Here is an 18,424-nt window from a genome sequence, read left to right as displayed (position 1 = left end):
AAATACCAGGGGCCGTATCGGCCCCTTTTTCTTTGCCGCAAAAGCTTCACGGCTTTGTGTTGATCGTTCTTGCGTGGAAATGGCATATTTCCACCGCAACGCCGCAGAGATGAAAGAACAGTCATGGCCGCCATTCACCGCAAGCCCGCCTGGGCGATAGCCGAAACCCTGGCAACCCCGGAGGCCGCGTTTCTGAACCGGCGATCGATCCTGCAGGCATGGGGTCTTGGTGCGCTGGCAACCGCTGCGCTCACAGCATTACCAAAAGTGGCGCGCGCCGAGGGGGAGCATAAACCTGCGGGCAACCCGGCGCTCTATCCGGCCAGACGCAACGGTGCCTACACGCTCGACCGCAGCCTGACACCGGAAGCGATCAACGCGACATACAACAATTTCTACGAGTTCGGATCGGACAAGGGCATTTATGCCGAGGCGCGGAGCCTCATCACCAACCCATGGGCGATCGACATCGACGGCATGGTGGAAAAACCTTTCATCATCGAATTTGCCGACCTTGAAGCAAAAATTCCGCTGGAGGAGCGTCTCTATCGGCACCGCTGCGTCGAGGCCTGGTCGATGACCATTCCCTGGACCGGCTTTTCCCTGTCCAGGCTGGTCGAACTGGCGAAACCGCTCGCCTCGGCCAAATATATCCGCTTCGAGACCTTCAACGACCCAGCCATGGCCAGCGGCCAGAACGGCTTTCTCTATAGCTGGCCCTATGTGGAGGGCGTCACCATGGCGGAGGCCGCCAACGAGCTCGCCTTCCTGGTGACAGGCGCCTATGGCAAGCCCCTGCTCAACCAGTTCGGCGCGCCGATCCGCCTCGCTTTGCCGTGGAAATACGGGTTCAAGTCAATCAAATCGATCCGCAAGATCAGCTTCACCGACAAGCGGCCGGTGAGTTTCTGGGAAGAGCTGGCATCGAACGAGTACGGTTTCTGGGCCAACGTCAATCCGGCGGTGGCGCATCCCCGCTGGAGCCAGGCGCAGGAGCGCGTGCTGCACACGGGTGAAACCGTGCCGACCCTGCTGTTCAACGGCTATGGCGATCAGGTCGCGTCCCTCTATACGAGGCTTGAAAACGAAACGCTCTATCGCTGATTTTTTGGAAACATACCCCAGAAAAGAAAAGAGGCCGGACAATTGCCCGGCCTTAAGTTTTGAAGGATGCCATTTCTGGCAAAACCTCCAGAGGGGAACACTAGCGGATGCGCAATGGGAGGAGGAGACGCATCGGCTAGTGATGTGGATATGGGCCCTTTAACCGCTTCTTGCAATCCCCCAATTGTGCAATGCACCCATGCACCAAATGCATACCGACAATTTATCGGCATTTTTGAAATGAGAGCGCGCCTTTGCGATGCAATCCGGCAAGATCATGCTCCGAATCTGCCCGCTTTCGAAAGAAAAATTTTTCGCAAAAATGCGGAAACAGCCGGTCAGTACGACCAGGTGCGCGCCTTCGAGAAAAGGAAATCCCGAAACACGTGCAATTTCGCTGCGTTCTTGATTCCCTCGGGATAGCAGAAGAACGTATCGAAGGATGGCAGCTCCATCTCCGGCAACAGGCGCACCAGGGTCGAATCTTTCTCGACCATGTAATCGGGAAGCACACCGAGGCCGACGCCCTTCTGGATGGCGCGCTTGATCGACAGGAGATTGTTGATCTGCAGAACGGCGGGCCGCAGATTGCCGTCGGACCGGCCGATCCCTTCCAGCCAGTTGAGATTGGTGAGGTACGACGGCGCCGGTTCGCCAAAGCTGACGATGCGGTGGGAATCGATCTCGTCGATGTTTTCGATCTTGCCGTATTTGGCGATATAGCCCGGCGAGGCGTAGACGTGCATATGCACGGTGAACAACCGCCGCTGGATCAGATCGGGCTGCTGCGGCTGGCGCAGGCGAATGGCGCAATCCGCATGGCGCATCGTCAGATCCAGCTCTTCATTGTCGAGCAGCAGCTGCAGCTGCACTTCCGGATAAAGCTCGATGAATTCCTGCACCCGCTCGATCAGCCAGCCGGAACCGAGACCGACGGTGGTGGTGACGCGCAGCTTGCCCGACGGGCGGTCCTTGCTTTCGGTCAGGCGCGAGCGGACATTTTCCAGCTTCATCAGCACTTCATGCGCCGTGCGGTACAGCACCTCGCCCTGCTCGGTCAGGATCAGGCCGCGCGCATGCCGGTGAAACAGGGGAACGCCGACATCCTGTTCCAAAGCGCTCACCTGGCGGGAGATGGCCGATTGCGACAGATGCAGCGTCTCGGCGGCATGGGTGAACGACCCAGCCTCCGCCGCAGCATGGAATATTCGCAATTTGTCCCAGTCAAGCGACATGGCGCAGTCTCTCCCCCATTCCGGTTCCGCATATCGCAACCGGCCTTATCTCAAACGCCCTTATTCGGCAGCCTGGCGCACCGGTTCCTGTGCCGCCAGCCAGCGTTCGGCCTCAAGGGCCGCCATGCAGCCCATTCCGGCCGCAGTCACCGCCTGACGATAGATATCGTCGGTGACATCGCCAGCTGCGAAAACACCGGGAACATCGGTCGCCGTCGAATCCGCTGCGGTCCACAGATAGCCATTCGGCTTATGCTTGAGTTTCCCCTTGAACAGTTCAACTGCCGGTGCATGGCCGATCGCCACAAAGACACCGTCCGTCGCAACATCCGTCGTCTCGCCCGTCTTGACATTCTTCAGGCGCACGCCGGAAACCGATGCGGCCATAGGCGGCTTTGCCTCTGTGCCCGTGATTTCGTCGATGACGTTGTCCCAGACGACTTTGACATTTTCGCGGGCAAACAGGCGGTCCTGCAGAATTTTTTCGGCACGGAAATGATCGCGGCGGTGCACAACCGTGACGGACTTGGCCAGGTTCGCAAGATAAAGCGCTTCCTCGACGGCCGTATTGCCGCCACCGACAACGACGACATCCTTGTTGCGGTAGAAGAAACCGTCGCAGGTGGCACAGGCGGAAACGCCGAAGCCCATGAAGGCCTGTTCGGTCGGAATTCCAAGCCATTTCGCCTGTGCGCCTGTCGCAATGATCAGCGCATCGCAGGTGTACTGCGTGCCGCCGTCGCCGACGAGACGGAACGGCCGGCTGGAAATGTCCACTTGCGTGATGATGTCGTGGATGATCTCGGCGCCGACATGTTCGGCCTGGATACGCATCTGGTCCATCATCCAGGGCCCCTGCACCGGATCGGCATAGCCTGGATAGTTCTCCACATCCGTGGTGATCATCAGCTGGCCGCCCTGCTGCAATCCGGCGACAATCACTGGTTTCAGGTTGGCGCGGGCCGCATAGATGGCTGCGGTATAACCGGCAGGACCGGAACCGATAATGAGGACGGGCACGTGGCGCTGTGACATATCAAGACCTATAAGAACAGATGTTCAGCCAGAACGGGTTGGGAGCAGACTTGTGATCATTTCCAATGCCATAAGGTAGTGGGTCAGCCCCCTCCGTTGCAAGGTCTGCGCGTGATATAGCCCGGTTAGCCACAGCTTGTACGCGGTGTTTTGCCGTTTGGCGTGCATTGTGGCGCGGGGTGGAACCGGTTATGAAACATTCTCATGTCCCTGCTGCCAGTCTGAGGTCCGCTCATTTTTCGCACCATCATCAATATTTGCGCGCGATTTGGTCTGATCATGGCGGCGGCCATGCTGATTCCCGCCGCTGTTGATCTGCACATCGGCAACCGGGACTGGATCACTTTCGTGGAATCGGCGATTTTCACCGGTGTTCTCTGCGGGCTTGTTGCCCTGGCCACCCACAATCCCGACATCCGGTTCACCCCGCGCCTCGGCTTTCTCCTGATCGTTTCCGTCTGGCTCACGGCGGCGCTGCTCGGTTCCCTTCCCCTCTATTTCTCGACGCTGCCGATCAGTTTTGCCAAGGCGCTGTTCGAATCCATGTCCGGCATCACGTCGACGGGCGCCACCGTGCTGACCGGGCTCGATGCCATGCCGCGCGGCATCCTGCTCTGGCGCTCGCTCCTGTGCTGGTTCGGCGGTTTCGGCTTCGTCGGCCTCGGCCTGTTGCTGCTGCCGTCGCTGCGGGTGGGCGGCATCCAGCTCCTGCACATGGAATCCTCCGACAAGTCGGAAAAGATCCTGCCGCGCATCCACCAGATCGCCACCGGCATCATCATCGCCTATGTCAGCCTGACGGTGCTGTGCACCCTGTCTTATTTCGCCGCCGGCATGGGCATGTTCGATGCGGTCAATCACGGCATGACGACCGTCGCCACCGCCGGCTTTTCCACCCACGATTCATCCCTGGGCTTTTATGCCCACAACCGGGCCATTCTCGTCATCGCCACCATCTTCATGATGCTCGGCGCCCTGCCCTTCGTGCTCTACATCAAGGCGGTCATGCCGCAGCGCCTGACCTCGCTCGCCGACCCGCAGGTGACTTTGTTCTTCGTCATCGTCATCGGCCTCAGCTTTTTCCTGGCGGTGGGGCTCACGCTGGAAACCGGCATCGGCTTCGGCGATGCCCTGATTGCCGCCGCATTCAACCTCGTATCGATTATCTCAACCACAGGTTTTGCAACCGAAGATTATACGCGCTGGGGGCCGGAAGCCCTTGGCATTTTCTTCATCGTGACATTCATCGGCGGCTGTGCCGGGTCGACCTCCGGCGGTATCAAGCTCAATCGCCTGATCATCCTCTGGCAATTGGCATCCGCCAGCCTGACCCGGCTGATCATGCCGAATGCCGTTATCAAAATGCGCTATGGCCGCGCCGAAATCAGCCCGCAGGTCGCGCAATCCGCCCTGCTCTTCATCTTTCTCTACATGTCGTCCCTGGTCGTCGGGGCCACGGCGCTGACGATCCTCGGCAACGATCTCGGCACGTCCATCACCGGCGCCCTCACGGCGCTTTCCAATGTCGGGCCGGGCTTTGGCGATACGATCGGGCCGGTCGGCAACTTTTCAACGCTCAGCGACCCATCGCTTCTGCTCCTGAGCTATCTCATGCTGGCGGGCCGGCTGGAAATCATCACGGTCGTCATTCTGTTTACGCGCAGCTTCTGGAGCCGTTAGGTCCATGCTATGAACCTGTTTGCAACCGGATGCGAATGCATTACACAGCGGCAGGAATCGCCTATGGTGCTCGCCGTAAGCGCCTTTTTGACAGGGATATAATCAGACCATGCCTTTGAAGGCGGACTTGGACGAGATCGACTGGAAAATCCTGAAACAGCTTCAGGATAATGGCCGCATCACCAATGTGGAGCTTGCCGAGCGCGTCGGCATATCGGCGCCGCCCTGCCTGCGCCGGGTGCGCAAGCTGGAGGAAAGCGGCATCATCCAGGGCTACAGGGCCATCCTGAACGGCTCGATCCTCGGCCAGGATATCGTTGCCTTCTGCATGATCAGGCTGCACCGGCAATCGGACGCCGACCTGAAGAGCTTTGCCGAAAAGACCAACAGCTGGACCATCGTGCGCCGGGCATGGATGGTGTCGGGCGAATCCGACTTCCTCCTGCATTGCGTGGCCAGCGACATCAGCATTTTCCAGAATTTCGTCATTGAAGACCTGACATCGACGCCGAATGTCGATTCCGTCCGCACCTCGCTGACCATTCGTTCGGTCAAGAACGAACCGTTGATGGTGCTCTAACCGCGTATTTTCGAATAGAAAAACAGGAGAAACCGGTAAGCTGGCCGCAGCACTTCGCGCTTCAGCTTGTCCGAAAGCGTTTTCTTGCCCTGAACCACCGTGCCGCCCAGGTTGAAATCGATCTCGCGGATGGTGATCGGCCGAGCTGACAGCATGCGCACGGGATGCAGCCAGCGCATCTGCAGCGTGGTGTCCACCGGCCGGTCGAACCGCGTCGTTGCTGCAAGCAGCGCAATGGCGGCATCACGGCCGATGAGCTGCATCTGCATGCCCAGACCGGGCAATGCGGGCTGCATGATGGCGTTGCCATCCTGGCGGGCGACATCACCGCCTTTTTCGCCCCGCGTCCAGCGCGGGAAGCGGATGTAGTCGCCGGGCTTCACCGTCTCCATCGCCAGTTTCAGCTGATCGGCAAAGCCCGGATCGATATCGACATCGTCCTCAATGACCAGCCCCGCATCGAGATTGCCATCGACAATCGCCTGCCATGCTTTTCGATGCGAGAGAAAGCAGGCGATTTCCGTGGTGCGCAACAGGAAGGGATAGGGCGGGAAATGCCGGGATGTCCGGCTATAGACCGCTGCGATTTCGCTCTCAACGAGCTGCTGCGCGTCGATGGCATCGATAATCTGCGCTGCAACAGGCAGCCGCTGCATCAAAGCCCTGACATGCGCGCCGCGTTTTTCAGCGCGTTTGAGGTGAATGATGAACGCGGAAACCTTCATGTTCCGGCCCGGATGCTGCTCGCGAACAGGCGCTCATAGACGGTGAGGATTTTCGCTGCTTCATTCTGCAGCGGGAAATGTTCCCGCACATGCTCGAGCCCGGCCTTTCCGGCTTCCTCGCATTTTGCCGGATCGGCGAGATAGCGCTCGATGGCCTCTTCCAGCGCCGGCCGGTCACCCGCCGGAACGACGGTGCCCGTGGCGCGTTCGACCATCTCCGCATAGGCGCCGGCATCGCTGGTCACAACGGCAGTCTGCGACGCCATGGCTTCCAGCGGCGTCAGGCCGAAACCTTCATTGCGCGACGGCGCGACATAAAGGGTCATGCGGCGGTACCAGAGTTTTACGTCGGGCACTTCGCCCAGGAAGACCAGGCGGTCCTGCAATCCGGCCCTGGCAATCCTGTCGCGCAGCGCCTGCTCGAACCCCTTGTGCTCGGCGGTTGTCCGGCCGGTCATGACGGCCGTCCATTCGGGATAGCGCGGCAGGAGATTGATCATGGCATCGACGAAAAGATCCGTGCCCTTCGAATGGCGAATACGCCCGGAACAGCCGACGAGATATTTTCCCGGTAGGCCGGAGGCGGTAAAGGCATCCTCGGGTGTTGCCGGCGGATGGAACGTCTCCGTGTCCACCCCGTGCATGATGACGGTGTGCGGCACCTGCAGATAGCTGCCGGATTTGGCGCTGGTGGCAATCACGGCGTTCATCCGCCGGATCAGCCATTTGGTGAAGGGCTTGTGGTCGCGCTGCGCCGCCGAGGTGAAAAGCAGCGACAGCTTCATGCGCAGGACATGGCGCATCAGAATGCCCGCAAGCATTTCATTGTTGCGGCGGGCATGCCAGATGCGGAAGGGCCTGGTCTTGGGCCTGAACCAGAAACCGGGCAGCGAACGCCACCCGATTTTCGGCAGGTTGCCGGGAAGACCCGGCCCCATGGCCACGATTTTGAGGCCGTTGGCCCGCTGCAGCGGAATAAGCTGCACGATAGTCGAGGTGACCCCGGAAAGCTTGCGCTTGAAATTCGGAGCGATCACCTCGACGTTGCTTACCGGTTCCGGCACGGTATCAGGCGAACTTGAACCCGACGATTTCATACGAACGGGCGCCGCCCGGTGCATTGACCTCGATCGTGTCGCCCTCGCTCTTGCCGATGAGGGCACGCGCGATGGGTGAGGAAATGGAAATGCGGCCGGCCTTCGGATCAGCTTCCTGATCGCCGACGATCTGGTAGATCTTCTTGTCTTCCGTATCTTCGTCGATCAGCTGGACGGTGGCGCCAAACTTGATCTTGTCGCCGGACAATTTCGAGATATCGATGATCTCGGCATGCCCGATATAGCCTTCCAGCTCGCTGACGCGGCCTTCATTGTGGCTCTGGGCTTCCTTGGCGGCATGATACTCGGCATTTTCCGAGAGGTCGCCATGGGCGCGCGCTTCCGAAATTGCCTGGATGATGCGGGGCCGCTCTTCCTGCTGGCGCCAGCGCAATTCTTCCTTGAGCTTGTCAAATCCGCCTTGAGTCATCGGGACCTTTTCCATGCCCTCTCCTTTCGCAGTCAAGTGTCAAATGCGCCCCGCCAGGGCCGCGCGACACAAAAAGAAAACGGTCACCGAAGCTCAAGACTTCGGAACCGTTCAGTCATTCGTCGTTTAATATAGCACTCTTTCCGGCGATTTCACGAAGAAAGTAGAAAATGTCGCGGATCAGCCGGTTTTGCCTGTGCCGCCGGGGAGCAATGCTGCCTTCGGGGCTCTTGCAGTCCATCGCGGCAACCGATAGAGCGGGTTGCGGCCAAGGGACGACCGCGGATATTCTGTGGATCCACCATGACGCAAGGCCGTGCCAATCTGTTGCTGCTTGTCGCAGGCGCCATCTGGGGCCTCGGTTTTGTTGCGCAGGCGAGCGCCGTCGGCAATGTCGGCGCCTTTCTGTTCATCGGACTGCGCTTCGCCCTGGCAAGCCTCACCGTTGCGCCGCTGGCATGGCGCGAAGCACGGCTGGCCAGGCATCGGCTCACCCGCCGGGATTACGGCAGCTTCATCTTCATCGGCCTGTTCCTGTCGGTCGGCTCGGTTCTCCAGCAAATGGGCCTTGCCACGACAACGGTCACCAATTCCGGCTTTCTCACCGGCCTCTATGTGGTCATGGTGCCGATCCTCGGCGTCCTCATGTTCTGGAGCTGGCCGAGCCCCATTGTCTGGCCCTGTGCCCTGACGGCGCTGGGCGGCATCTATCTCCTGTCGGGCGGACAGCTCAACAATCTGACGACCGGCGACTGGCTGACCATCCTGTGCGCCGTCTTCTGGGCGCTGCAGATCATCTTCATCAACCGTCTCGCCCATGAAAACGGCCGGCCCTTCATGCTTTCCTTCGTGCAGTTCCTGACCTGCGCCATCTTCGGCTTTACCCTCGCCGCCTTCATGGAACCGTTCAACTGGCCGTCGGTCATGCTGTCCTGGCCGGCCATTCTCTTCGGCGGGGTGTTCTCCTGCGGCATTGCCTTTACCCTGCAGGCAGTCGGCCAGCGCTATACCAGCGCGCCGCAGGCGGCGATCATGCTGTCCTCCGAAGCCCTGTTCGCGGCGCTCTTCGGCGCCATCCTTCTCGGCGAGCGCATGACGGTCCACGGCATGATCGGCTGTGCGCTGATCTTCACCGCCATGATTACCGTTGAAATCGTCCCGGCCCTGCGCAACCGGGCGGACGCATAGGGCGCCGCCGCTGCCTTGTTGCCGACATAGGCATTACCGCCGCCGCTGACCTTTCCTTTACACTTTAGTCTTATTTTATCGCCTGTCTGCGCTTGGTTTCAGGCGAAAAGGATGTGGTGACATGAGTTTTGCGTTGTCGTCCGCCGTGCCCTTGAGGCGCCTTACGACCGTCTTTATCCTATGCACGGCGACCGCGCTCAGCGCTTGCGGCATGGGTGATGTGCGCCGCCCGCAGGCCAATGTCGGCCACAGCTCGAGTCCTGCGGAGTCCGGCGACTATATCGCGGTTGCACCCGCCGCTGACATGACGCCCGTCACGCCCCCCGCTCCCGACAATTCCCTTGCTGACAACTCTTTGGCCGGTGAAGAAAACCGCATTGCCAACAACGAGGCCGACCAGCCGGTGGCGCAGGCGCAGAACCTAGCCGCCGCGCAGCCCGTCATGACCGAAGAAAACCACGCGCTGGCGAGCCGCGAACAGAATTACGGCTATGCCGGCGGCGGTCTGCGCGATCCCATGGCGCGTAGCGAAAGCCGCTACACCATGCCCGCCGGTGAAATCGCCTGCCGGACCCAGCTCAAGCAGCTTGGTGTCGTCTTTCAGGAACGCGCGCCCATCAATGATGGCGGCGTGTGCCGTATCGACAATCCGCTGACGGTCAGCGGTTTCGCCAGCGGCCAGATCCGCCTGAAACCCAGTGCGACGCTGAACTGCCAGATGACACTGGCCTTTGCCCGCTGGGTCAAGGGCGACCTGCAGCCATCGACGCGGCTGCGCTATCTCTCCGGCGTCAACACCATTCATCAGGCATCGAGCTATTCCTGCCGCACCATGAGCAACCGGCCGGGCGCCAATATGTCCGAACATTCCAAGGGCAATGCGCTGGATATCGCCAAGATCACCCTGAACAACGGCACCGACATCAAGGTGCAGAAGCCGGGATTCTTCGCCTTCCGGCAGCGCGGCCTGCTCAACAATGTCCGCTCCGATGCCTGCGACTACTTCACCACGGTGCTCGGCCCCGGCTACGATATTTTCCACCGCGACCATTTCCACTTCGATCTGATGCAGCGGCGCAACGGCCATCGCGCCTGCCGTTAGGGTCAGAACCCCAGCGCTTTCAGTGGTGGCTGGGTTCCCTGATCCGCCCGGCATATTCCCAGACCGTCACCACGATCAGGATCAGGCTGGTTGCCGCCCCGAGCACCAGCGGCGACAGCGCGCCGCCCGCGAAGGCCAGAACGGCGCACAGGACCAGTCCCACCATGTGCGACAGCGGCGGCCTGCCCTCCACATAGCCCTTGAACAGCAGGTTGCCGATGAGATAGAGCGCCGTTCCGCCGATCGAGGTCCAGAGAACCGAGGGCGCGGAATGACCGAGCGGATGCGCCAGCACCAGCTCATCGGAAACGGCCACCACGATGATGCCGGCCACCAGCAGCACATGGATATAGGTGTAGGCGACGCGGGCGATGCGGCCGGGATCGTCGGTCGAGGCGATCTTGTGATGCGCGCGCAGCTGCCCGACGTTGAAATAGATCAGCCACATGGCGACCGAAGCCACGAAGGTCGTCAGGAAGGCCGAGAATGAAATGAAGGTCCATTCCTGCTCGGCGAATGTCGCCCCGGACACGAGAATGGATTCACCGAGCGCAATGATGATGAACAGCGCGGCGCGCTCGGCCATGTGGTCGCCGTTCACATCCCAGTCCGCCGTGCTGGACGCACCGAGGCCAGGGGTGCGAAAGCCCAGCGCCGGACCCGCCAGTTCGATCAGCAGCGCAACCAGCCAGAAAAACACGCGGTTTTCCGGATCGGCCAGCCCACCGCTGATCCAGAACACGGCGGAGACGCCAAGCCAGCTCGAGATGCGCACGAAGTTGAGATAGTTGGAGCGGTTGTGGTGGCGCATCGCCCACACGACGAAGAGCGAGCGGCCCAGCTGCATGGTGGAGAATGCTAGGGCAAAAACCAGCCCGCGGCCGGCAAAGGCCGTGGGTATGGAGGTCGACAGCACCAGCCCCGCCAGCATAAGCACGAACAGCATCATCCGGACCGGCGGCGTCGTCGGATCAAGCCAGTTGGTCGCCCACGCGGTATAGACCCATACCCACCAGACCGCCGCGAGCAGCAGCGCGCTTTCGCCAAGCCCCTTGAGGCTGAGGTCATGCAGCAGGAAATGCGAAATCTGGGTGACGGCAAAGACGAAGACGAGATCGAAGAACAGCTCGACGAAATCGACTTTCGCGCTGTCGCTCCCGCCCCGTATGCGTGCGTAGTTCCGGATTGCGCCCGACAGTGCCATGCATCCCCCTCCAACATCTTGCCCTTGAAAAAGGCTGCCCGATTAATGCTGCCAATCCAAGCCTTTTACGATGTTAATCACAGGATGGTGCGCAAATCCCCCGCTTATGACGGATATGCCTCCAAGCGGGCGCCAAAAGACTACTGACAAACCCCCCTTGTCATCGCCGTGCCAGCTGCCTCTAATGCCGCAAATCACCATAGAGAAAGGCTCACCATGCGCTTTACGGATCGCTATCCGATCATTGTCACCGAGAAAAAAGAGGCTTGCCGCGATTTCTGGATACGGCATCTCGGTTTCACCAGCGGTTTTGACAGCACATGGTTCTGCTGGCTTTCGGGCGAGGATCACACGGCCTCCATCGCCTTCATGACGCCGGATCATCCGTCGGCGCCGCCCGGCCCGGACAGTTTCGGCGGCAAGGGCATGTGCTTTGAGCTGCAGGTCGAGGACGCGGCGGCGGCTTTCGAGAAGGTCACCGCAAGCGGACTTCAGGTGGAATATCCGCTGACGGACGAGCCTTTCGGCCAGCGCCGTTTCGGTTTCCACGATCCGTCGGGCCTGTGGATCGACATTGTCGAACAGAGCGAACCGCAGGCCGGTTTCTGGGACAAATATATGATCGGCGGCTAGGCTTTCGTTTCCGGCGGCACCGGCGTCGGCTTGCCTGACGTGTCGAGTGCCACCATGACGAAATCCGCATGGGTGACCCGCTCCATCAGGTCCGAGAGATAGCGCTGCGCCCAGGCTTCCACCTTCAGCGTGATGGAGGTGCGCCCGACATGCTCGATATGGGTGTAGACGCACAGCGTATCGCCGATCTTGACCGGCTTGGCGAAGGCCATTTCCTTCACCGCCGCCGTCACCACCCGGCCGCGCGCCCGTTCCGCCGCGCGGATACCGCAGGACAAGTCCATCTGTGCCATGACCCAGCCGCCAAAAATATCGCCGGCGGCATTGGCATCCGCAGGCATGGCCAGCGTGCGCAGGGTCAATTCGCCGATCGGCTTGGTTTCTTCAGTCACGTCCGGTCTCCATGGGTATTTGCGTGTGGGCTTATGATGCAGTGCAATAGAGGCAATGGAAAGACCTTCGCCGCAAGAACTGTCAGAAAGCCGACATGGCGGGTCGTTGCACGGTTTTTGACATATGCGCCCTCTCCCTTAGGGTCTGCCTGAGACTGAACCAGCGGAGCAGGCCATGAAAATCACCGATGTAAAAACCTTTGTCGTCGGCAACCCGCCGCCCTCCTTCGGCGGCACGTGGTTCATCTTCGTCAAGCTCACCACCGATTCGGGCGTCACCGGCTATGGCGAGGCCTATAATTCGACGGTCAGCCCGCAGGTGATGCGCCGGGTGATCGAGGATGTCGCCGAGCGCTGGCTTGTCGGCGAAGATCCGCACCACATCGAGCGGTTCTTCCGCCGCGCCTATTCCGGCGGCTTTACCCAGCGCCCCGATGTGACCATCATGGGCGCGGTGTCTGCGCTGGAGATGGCCTGCTGGGATATTATCGGCAAGGAAGCGGACAAGCCCGTCTATGAACTTCTCGGCGGCCGGGTGCATGAGCGGCTGCGCAGCTACACCTATCTCTATCCCAAACCCGAACTGGGCGAGACCTCGGCGATTTACTGGAATGCCGAGGCCTCGGCGGAGCGAGCCGCCGAATATGTCGCGCAGGGCTATACCGCCGTGAAATTCGATCCAGTTGCGCCCTACACCGCCTTCGACCCGCGCCAGCTCTCGCTCGAACAGCTCGATCTCGGCGAAAAATTCGTCCGCCTTGTGCGCGAAGCGGTTGGCTCGAAGGCCGACCTGCTCTTCGGCACCCATGGCCAGATGACGCCGACCGGCGCCGTGCGGCTGGCCAGACGGCTCGAACCCTACGACCCCCTGTGGTTCGAAGAGCCGGTTCCGCCTGACATGCCCGAGAATATGGCCTATGTGCAGCAGCACACGACGATCCCGGTGGCGACGGGCGAGCGTCTTGCCACGAAATACGAGTTTCAGCGGGTGCTGGTGAACCGCGCCGCCAATATCCTGCAAATGAATCTGGGGCGTGTCGGCGGCATTCTGGAAGCCAAGAAGATCGCCGGCATGGCTGAAACGTTTCACGCGCAGATCGCCCCGCATCTCTATTGCGGTCCGATCGTCGGCGCAGCCAATATCCAGCTTTCCACCTGCAGCCCGAATTTTCTCATCCTTGAATGCATCCAGGCTTTTGGCGGGTTCCATGCCGAACTGCTCAAGACACCGCTTCAATGGGAGAACGGCTACATCATCCCGCCGACGGCGCCGGGCCTCGGCGTCGAACTCGACGAAGCGGTGGCCGAAGCGCATGCCTATGACGGCCACGACCTGCATCTGAACATGGGCCGTGACCCGCTCATCGTCTGACCGGCTACGGCATCCGGTTGTTGGAAAATTGTCACGCTGGCGGGTGTTCAGCGTGCCTGCCTTCAGCCGATTCGTGGTTTTAAGTTGCAGTGCGGCCGAAATACTGGTTCTAACTTCCGCAGTGCTGTCCGGAGTGTGTTCATGACCGTTTCCCGTCTGTCGGCCTTTCTGCTTGTCATATTTGTGCTGACAGGGTGCGGCGGCCGTGCCGTCCTGGGGCTCACGTCCCAGCACGTCGTCAAGGCCAATGCAGCGGTGCCGGCCCCGGTGCTGAACGACAAGACCGGACCCAAAGCCGTCATTCCGATTTTCGTCGCCACCAGCCGCGAGCGGTCGGACAATCTCTCCCTGCCCTATTCGGCCAAGCGCTCCCCGACCCTCAATTTTGCCCGCGTCGACGTCGGCATTCCGCCCAGCCACAAGCGCGGCGAAGTGGAAAAGAGCAGCAACAAACCCAACCCTGCCCGGGATTTTGCCGCAACGGCGTTCCAGCCCTATGGCAACAAGCAGGTGTTCATCGACAAGATCAACGCGGAACTGGCGAAACGTCCCGCCAACCAGCGCGAGCTGTTTGTCTTCGTCCACGGCTATAACAACAATTTTGCCGACAGCGTCTTCCGGCAGGCGCAGTTCGCCTATGATTACGGCCTGCCTGCCGTCTCCGTCCACTATTCCTGGCCCTCGGCGGGCTCGCTCGGCCTTTACGTCTATGACCGCGACAGCGCCACCTATGGCCGCGACGGTCTTGCCGAACTTCTGCAACTGGCTGCAGCGACCAAGGCGACGAAAATCCTGCTGGTCGGCCATTCCATGGGCTCGTTCGTCGTCATGGAGGCCCTGAGCCAATTGGCGCAGACCGGCCACCGCGATGTTTTCCGCCGCCTGTCGGGTATCATGCTGGCGGCGCCTGATATCGATATCGACGTGTTCCAGGGACAGGTCAGGGATATCGGCGAACTGCCAAAACCCTTTACGGTGCTGGTTTCCCGCGCCGACAGTGCCCTGAGCGTGTCGGGACGCATTACCGGCGGCCACCCGCGCGTCGGTGATGGCACCAGCATCGCCGTGCTGCAGAAACTCGGCATCGTCGTTCTCGATGCGTCCGACCTCGACGGCGGGTCGCACGGGGTGTTCGCAAGCTCGCCGACCCTGATGAACATGGTGCGCAGCGGGCAATTGTCGCAGAAAGTGCTGTCCGGTGACGAAACGCCCGCCGGGCAGTCCGTTCTTGCCGATGGCACCTCCGTCATCACAGGCGCGGCGTCGCTTGTGATTTATCTTCCCGCCCGGCTTCTCGGCGCCGTTCAGTAGGGTCTTTTCGCAACACACGGCACCGTCAGTCCGCGACATAAATTTTTATCGCGGATTGACGGTTAAGTCATGATTCCGCTGTATTTTTTTGAAAAATTCGCTCATATATCAATTCTCTCGTTTTTTCTGAAAGATCAGTCCGTGCCTCTCCATATCGAGCTCGTTGGCAGTCTTGCTGCCTTGATCACCACCCTGTGCTGGGTTCCGCAGATCATCAAGATCGTCCGGCACCGCGAGACCGCCAGCATTTCGCTGATCACCAACGTCTCGCTGGCACTGGGTGTCCTGCTCTGGCTGTTCTATGGCATCATGATCAGCTCCTGGCCGGTCATCGCCGCCAACGGCATGACGCTTCTGCTGATCCTGACCATTCTCGGCCTCAAGCTGCGCTACGGCTGAGAGCCACCCTGACATTCCTCCTGACAACCTTATGTCAGGAGCCTGCTGCTTCCGGCGACTTTTGCAGACTTGGCTCTTTCCATTTTGCCGGACTCCCACCATATTCAACCCATGGTTAAATCTCCTGACAAATATAACGCGGATGGTTTCGGCGAGGCGCCGCAATCGGAACTGGAAGGCACACCGCTCTCCGGCTCGATCAGCGATTGGGCCAAGCAGATTTCCGAGGAAACCGCCAAAGCCAAGCCCAAGGCAGCCAAGCCGGGGAAGGCTGCGGCCAGGCAAACCAGCAGTTCGAGGACCTCGCGCGGCACATCCATCGGCGGATCGAGCGATCCGAAGACGCGGGCCGCTGCCGGGTTGAACCCCGTTGCCGGCCTGGATATCGCGCTTGAGGACACCGCCAATCTGCCGGCAGGCGGCGCCACCGCCACCGTTGCCGCGCTCTCCGCCCTGATCGAAAGCGGCAATCCGCTGTTCAAGAACGGCACGGCCTGGCAGCCGCACCGCCCTGCCCGTCCGTCGAAATCCGAAGGCGGCATCGCCATCCGGATGGAAACGGATTTCCAGCCCTCCGGCGATCAGCCGACGGCCATTCGCGATCTGGTCTCGGGCATTGCCGATGACGACAAGACGCAGGTGCTTCTGGGTGTCACGGGCTCGGGCAAGACCTTCACCATGGCCAAGGTCATCGAAGAGACCCAGCGCCCGGCCCTGATCCTCGCCCCCAACAAGACGCTGGCCGCGCAGCTCTACGGCGAGTTCAAATCCTTCTTCCCCAACAATGCGGTCGAATATTTCGTTTCCTATTACGATTACTACCAGCCGGAAGCCTATGTGCCGCGCTCGGACACCTTCATCGAGAAGGAATCGTCGATCAATGAGCAGATCGACCGGATGCGCCATTCCGCCACCCGCTCGCTGCTCGAGCGCGATGATGTGATCATCGTCGCTTCCGTCTCCTGCATCTACGGTATCGGGTCGGTCGAAACCTACACGGCCATGACGTTCGAGATGAAGATCGGCGACCGGCTCGACCAGCGGGCGCTGCTCGCCGATCTGGTGGCGCAGCAGTACAAGCGGCGCGAGATGGATTTCACCCGCGGCTCGTTCCGGGTGCGCGGCGACACGATCGAACTGTTCCCCGCCCACCTTGAAGACCGGGCCTGGCGCATTTCCATGTTCGGCGACGAGATCGAGTCGATCACCGAATTCGACCCGCTGACGGGCCAGAAAACCGGCGACCTCAGCCAGGTGAAGATTTACGCGAACTCGCACTATGTGACGCCGCGCCCGACACTCAATCAGGCGATCAAATCGATCAAGGAAGAACTGAAACACCGGCTGGTGGAACTCAACCAGGCGGGCCGCCTGCTGGAAGCGCAGCGGCTGGAGCAGCGCTGCACCTTCGATCTCGAAATGCTCGAGGCGACCGGCTCCTGCGCCGGTATCGAGAACTATTCGCGTTATCTCACTGGCCGCAAACCGGGCGAGCCGCCGCCCACGCTGTTCGAATATATCCCCGACAACGCGCTCGTCTTCATCGATGAAAGCCATGTGACCGTTCCGCAGATCGGCGCCATGTACAAGGGCGACTTCAGGCGCAAGGCAACGCTGGCCGAATACGGATTCCGCCTGCCCTCGTGCATGGACAACCGTCCGCTGCGCTTCGAGGAATGGGACGCGATGCGCCCGCAGACCGTCGCGGTTTCGGCAACCCCGAGCAATTGGGAAATGGAAGAAGCCGGCGGCGTGTTCGCCGAACAGGTCATCCGGCCGACCGGCCTGATCGATCCGCCGGTCGAGGTGCGTCCGGCCAAATCGCAGGTTGACGATGTCCTCGGCGAAATCCGCGAGACATCGGCAAAGGGCTATCGCACGCTGGTCACGGTGCTGACCAAGCGCATGGCCGAAGACCTGACGGAATATCTGCACGAGCAGGGCATCCGCGTGCGCTACATGCACTCGGACATCGATACGCTGGAGCGCATCGAAATCCTGCGTGATCTGCGGCTCGGCGCTTTCGACGTGCTCGTCGGCATCAACCTGCTGCGCGAGGGCCTCGACATTCCCGAATGCGGTTTCGTTGCCATTCTCGATGCCGACAAGGAAGGATTCCTGCGCTCGGAAACATCGCTGATCCAGACCATCGGCCGCGCCGCGCGCAACGTCGACGGCAAGGTCATCCTCTATGCGGACCATGTGACCGGATCGATGGAACGGGCCATGGCGGAAACCAGCCGCCGCCGCGAAAAACAGGAAGCCTACAACACGGCCAACGGCATTACGCCCGCCAGCATCAAGAAGAACATCGGCGATATTCTCAACAGCGTTTACGAACGCGATCACGTTCGTGCCGATATTTCCGGCTTTGCCGAGTCCGGCGCGATGATGGGCAACAACCTCAAATCGCATCTCGAACATCTGGAAAAGCAGATGCGCGAAGCCGCCGACGATCTCGACTTCGAAGTCGCGGCACGGCTGCGCGACGAAATCAAGCGGCTGCGCGAGACGGAACTGGCCATATCGGACGATCCGATGGCACGCGAAGTGGAACTGGAAAGCCCGGTCAGCGGCCGCACCAAGGGCCGGCACAATGCCGGACGCGCCATGCACCGTGTGGTGACCGACGAGAACAGCGATCCGAATTCGCCGCTGTTCCGCAAGCCGCATCTCGATGAGATGGGCGGTGATACCACCCGGCCGCTTGGCGGCGGCCAATTCCGCAAGAACACGCTGGACGAGATGACCGTCGGCCGGACGGAGAAGCCTGTGCGTGGCGCAGTGCCGGAAAAACCCGCGCTTCCCGGCGGCACCAACCGGAACGACGACACCATCATCCGCCGCGAGCGCAGCGGCATTGGTTCCTATGAAGATACCAATGATGCGCGCAAGAAGCGCCGGCCGGGAAAGACGGGACGTCCGGGGCGGTAGAGC

The 18,424-nt window shown here is 60.7% G+C and carries 17 protein-coding genes; 10 read left to right on the top strand and 7 right to left on the bottom strand.

Annotation, left to right across the window (positions count from 1 at the left end):
* Positions 1-123 precede the first annotated feature (123 nt).
* Entirely contained in the window at positions 124-1,104 is a 981-nt protein-coding gene (gene msrP / locus C5750_RS01380) for a protein-methionine-sulfoxide reductase catalytic subunit MsrP (protein ID WP_105732079.1), read from the top strand.
* A 338-nt stretch (positions 1,105-1,442) separates the two neighbouring features.
* Here msrP and C5750_RS01375 read toward each other — a convergent pair whose 3' ends face one another.
* The gene (locus C5750_RS01375) at positions 1,443-2,339 is read right to left on the bottom strand and encodes a LysR family transcriptional regulator (RefSeq protein WP_105732078.1); all 897 of its coding nucleotides are present in this window, start codon (positions 2,337-2,339) and stop codon (positions 1,443-1,445) included.
* 60 nt (positions 2,340-2,399) lie between these two features.
* Positions 2,400-3,374, bottom strand: a complete 975-nt coding sequence (trxB, locus tag C5750_RS01370) for a thioredoxin-disulfide reductase (RefSeq protein ID WP_105732077.1) — start codon at positions 3,372-3,374, stop codon at positions 2,400-2,402.
* A gap of 279 nt (positions 3,375-3,653) precedes the next feature.
* On the opposite strand from trxB, the gene C5750_RS01365 reads away from it, so the two are divergent.
* The gene (locus tag C5750_RS01365) at positions 3,654-5,054 is read left to right on the top strand and encodes a TrkH family potassium uptake protein (protein WP_105732076.1); all 1,401 of its coding nucleotides are present in this window, start codon (positions 3,654-3,656) and stop codon (positions 5,052-5,054) included.
* A 109-nt stretch (positions 5,055-5,163) separates the two neighbouring features.
* Positions 5,164-5,634, top strand: a complete 471-nt coding sequence (locus C5750_RS01360) for an Lrp/AsnC family transcriptional regulator (protein ID WP_105732075.1) — start codon at positions 5,164-5,166, stop codon at positions 5,632-5,634.
* Here the strand turns inward: C5750_RS01360 and C5750_RS01355 are convergent.
* The 3 genes from C5750_RS01355 to greA are packed head-to-tail and all read right to left on the bottom strand — an operon-like array spanning position 5,631 to position 7,901.
* Positions 5,631-6,359 (bottom strand): glycosyltransferase family 25 protein, encoded by a 729-nt coding sequence (locus C5750_RS01355; protein WP_105732074.1) that lies wholly within the window; start codon positions 6,357-6,359, stop codon positions 5,631-5,633. The genes C5750_RS01360 and C5750_RS01355 overlap by 4 nt on opposite strands.
* The gene (locus C5750_RS01350; protein WP_105732073.1) at positions 6,356-7,456 is read right to left on the bottom strand and encodes a glycosyltransferase family 4 protein; all 1,101 of its coding nucleotides are present in this window, start codon (positions 7,454-7,456) and stop codon (positions 6,356-6,358) included. Before C5750_RS01350 ends, C5750_RS01355 begins: the two co-directional genes overlap by 4 nt.
* On the bottom strand, positions 7,428-7,901 hold the full coding sequence (greA, locus tag C5750_RS01345; RefSeq protein ID WP_105732072.1) for a transcription elongation factor GreA: 474 nt from the start codon (positions 7,899-7,901) through the stop codon (positions 7,428-7,430). The genes C5750_RS01350 and greA overlap by 29 nt, the downstream gene beginning before the upstream one ends.
* A 288-nt stretch (positions 7,902-8,189) precedes the next feature.
* Here greA and C5750_RS01340 point away from each other — a divergent pair, with 288 nt between their 5' ends.
* On the top strand, positions 8,190-9,074 hold the full coding sequence (locus C5750_RS01340; RefSeq protein ID WP_105732071.1) for a DMT family transporter: 885 nt from the start codon (positions 8,190-8,192) through the stop codon (positions 9,072-9,074).
* 121 nt (positions 9,075-9,195) lie between these two features.
* Entirely contained in the window at positions 9,196-10,176 is a 981-nt protein-coding gene (locus tag C5750_RS01335; RefSeq protein WP_105732070.1) for an extensin-like domain-containing protein, read from the top strand.
* Positions 10,177-10,195: 19 nt separating this feature from the next.
* Here C5750_RS01335 and C5750_RS01330 read toward each other — a convergent pair whose 3' ends face one another.
* The gene (locus C5750_RS01330) at positions 10,196-11,380 is read right to left on the bottom strand and encodes a low temperature requirement protein A (protein ID WP_105732069.1); all 1,185 of its coding nucleotides are present in this window, start codon (positions 11,378-11,380) and stop codon (positions 10,196-10,198) included.
* A gap of 216 nt (positions 11,381-11,596) precedes the next feature.
* On the opposite strand from C5750_RS01330, the gene C5750_RS01325 reads away from it, so the two are divergent.
* A complete protein-coding gene (locus tag C5750_RS01325; protein ID WP_105732068.1) occupies positions 11,597-12,013 on the top strand; it encodes a VOC family protein in 417 nt (138 codons plus the stop codon).
* On the opposite strand, the gene C5750_RS01320 is transcribed toward C5750_RS01325, so the two are convergent.
* Complete coding sequence (locus C5750_RS01320; RefSeq protein WP_105733051.1) at positions 12,010-12,354, bottom strand: acyl-CoA thioesterase; 345 nt, start codon at positions 12,352-12,354, stop codon at positions 12,010-12,012. The two genes, C5750_RS01325 and C5750_RS01320, sit on opposite strands and share 4 nt — an antisense overlap.
* Before the next feature lie 226 nt (positions 12,355-12,580).
* Between C5750_RS01320 and C5750_RS01315 the strand changes: the two genes are divergently transcribed.
* From C5750_RS01315 to uvrB, 4 genes are all read left to right on the top strand, one after another.
* Positions 12,581-13,777: a mandelate racemase/muconate lactonizing enzyme family protein gene (locus C5750_RS01315; RefSeq protein ID WP_105732067.1), complete on the top strand. Its 1,197-nt coding sequence runs from the start codon at positions 12,581-12,583 to the stop codon at positions 13,775-13,777.
* 141 nt (positions 13,778-13,918) lie between these two features.
* Complete coding sequence (locus C5750_RS01310) at positions 13,919-15,088, top strand: alpha/beta hydrolase (RefSeq protein ID WP_105732066.1); 1,170 nt, start codon at positions 13,919-13,921, stop codon at positions 15,086-15,088.
* Between the two features lie 141 nt (positions 15,089-15,229).
* On the top strand, positions 15,230-15,487 hold the full coding sequence (locus C5750_RS01305; RefSeq protein ID WP_245420952.1) for a SemiSWEET family sugar transporter: 258 nt from the start codon (positions 15,230-15,232) through the stop codon (positions 15,485-15,487).
* Between the two features lie 111 nt (positions 15,488-15,598).
* Positions 15,599-18,421, top strand: a complete 2,823-nt coding sequence (uvrB, locus tag C5750_RS01300) for an excinuclease ABC subunit UvrB (protein ID WP_105732064.1) — start codon at positions 15,599-15,601, stop codon at positions 18,419-18,421.
* The last annotated feature ends 3 nt before the right edge of the window (positions 18,422-18,424 follow it).

The organism is Phyllobacterium myrsinacearum (assembly GCF_002980555.1).
GTDB classification, from domain to species: domain Bacteria; phylum Pseudomonadota; class Alphaproteobacteria; order Rhizobiales; family Rhizobiaceae; genus Phyllobacterium; species Phyllobacterium myrsinacearum.
This window is presented reverse-complemented; position numbering and strand designations above follow the sequence as displayed.

Bases quoted from the DNA above. Each gene is read 5' to 3' on its own strand.
- greA (WP_105732072.1), bottom strand. From the start codon at position 7,901: ATGGAAAAGGTCCCGATGACTCAAGGCGGATTTGACAAGCTCAAGGAA.
- uvrB (WP_105732064.1), top strand. From the start codon at position 15,599: ATGGTTAAATCTCCTGACAAATATAACGCGGATGGTTTCGGCGAGGCG.
- C5750_RS01325 (WP_105732068.1), top strand. From the start codon at position 11,597: ATGCGCTTTACGGATCGCTATCCGATCATTGTCACCGAGAAAAAAGAG.
- C5750_RS01335 (WP_105732070.1), top strand. From the start codon at position 9,196: ATGAGTTTTGCGTTGTCGTCCGCCGTGCCCTTGAGGCGCCTTACGACC.
- C5750_RS01320 (WP_105733051.1), bottom strand. From the start codon at position 12,354: ATGCCTGCGGATGCCAATGCCGCCGGCGATATTTTTGGCGGCTGGGTC.
- msrP (WP_105732079.1), top strand. From the start codon at position 124: ATGGCCGCCATTCACCGCAAGCCCGCCTGGGCGATAGCCGAAACCCTG.
- C5750_RS01350 (WP_105732073.1), bottom strand. From the start codon at position 7,456: ATGAAATCGTCGGGTTCAAGTTCGCCTGATACCGTGCCGGAACCGGTA.
- C5750_RS01365 (WP_105732076.1), top strand. From the start codon at position 3,654: ATGGCGGCGGCCATGCTGATTCCCGCCGCTGTTGATCTGCACATCGGC.
- C5750_RS01360 (WP_105732075.1), top strand. From the start codon at position 5,164: ATGCCTTTGAAGGCGGACTTGGACGAGATCGACTGGAAAATCCTGAAA.
- C5750_RS01355 (WP_105732074.1), bottom strand. From the start codon at position 6,359: ATGAAGGTTTCCGCGTTCATCATTCACCTCAAACGCGCTGAAAAACGC.
- C5750_RS01310 (WP_105732066.1), top strand. From the start codon at position 13,919: ATGACCGTTTCCCGTCTGTCGGCCTTTCTGCTTGTCATATTTGTGCTG.
- trxB (WP_105732077.1), bottom strand. From the start codon at position 3,374: ATGTCACAGCGCCACGTGCCCGTCCTCATTATCGGTTCCGGTCCTGCC.
- C5750_RS01340 (WP_105732071.1), top strand. From the start codon at position 8,190: ATGACGCAAGGCCGTGCCAATCTGTTGCTGCTTGTCGCAGGCGCCATC.
- C5750_RS01315 (WP_105732067.1), top strand. From the start codon at position 12,581: ATGAAAATCACCGATGTAAAAACCTTTGTCGTCGGCAACCCGCCGCCC.
- C5750_RS01375 (WP_105732078.1), bottom strand. From the start codon at position 2,339: ATGTCGCTTGACTGGGACAAATTGCGAATATTCCATGCTGCGGCGGAG.
- C5750_RS01330 (WP_105732069.1), bottom strand. From the start codon at position 11,380: ATGGCACTGTCGGGCGCAATCCGGAACTACGCACGCATACGGGGCGGG.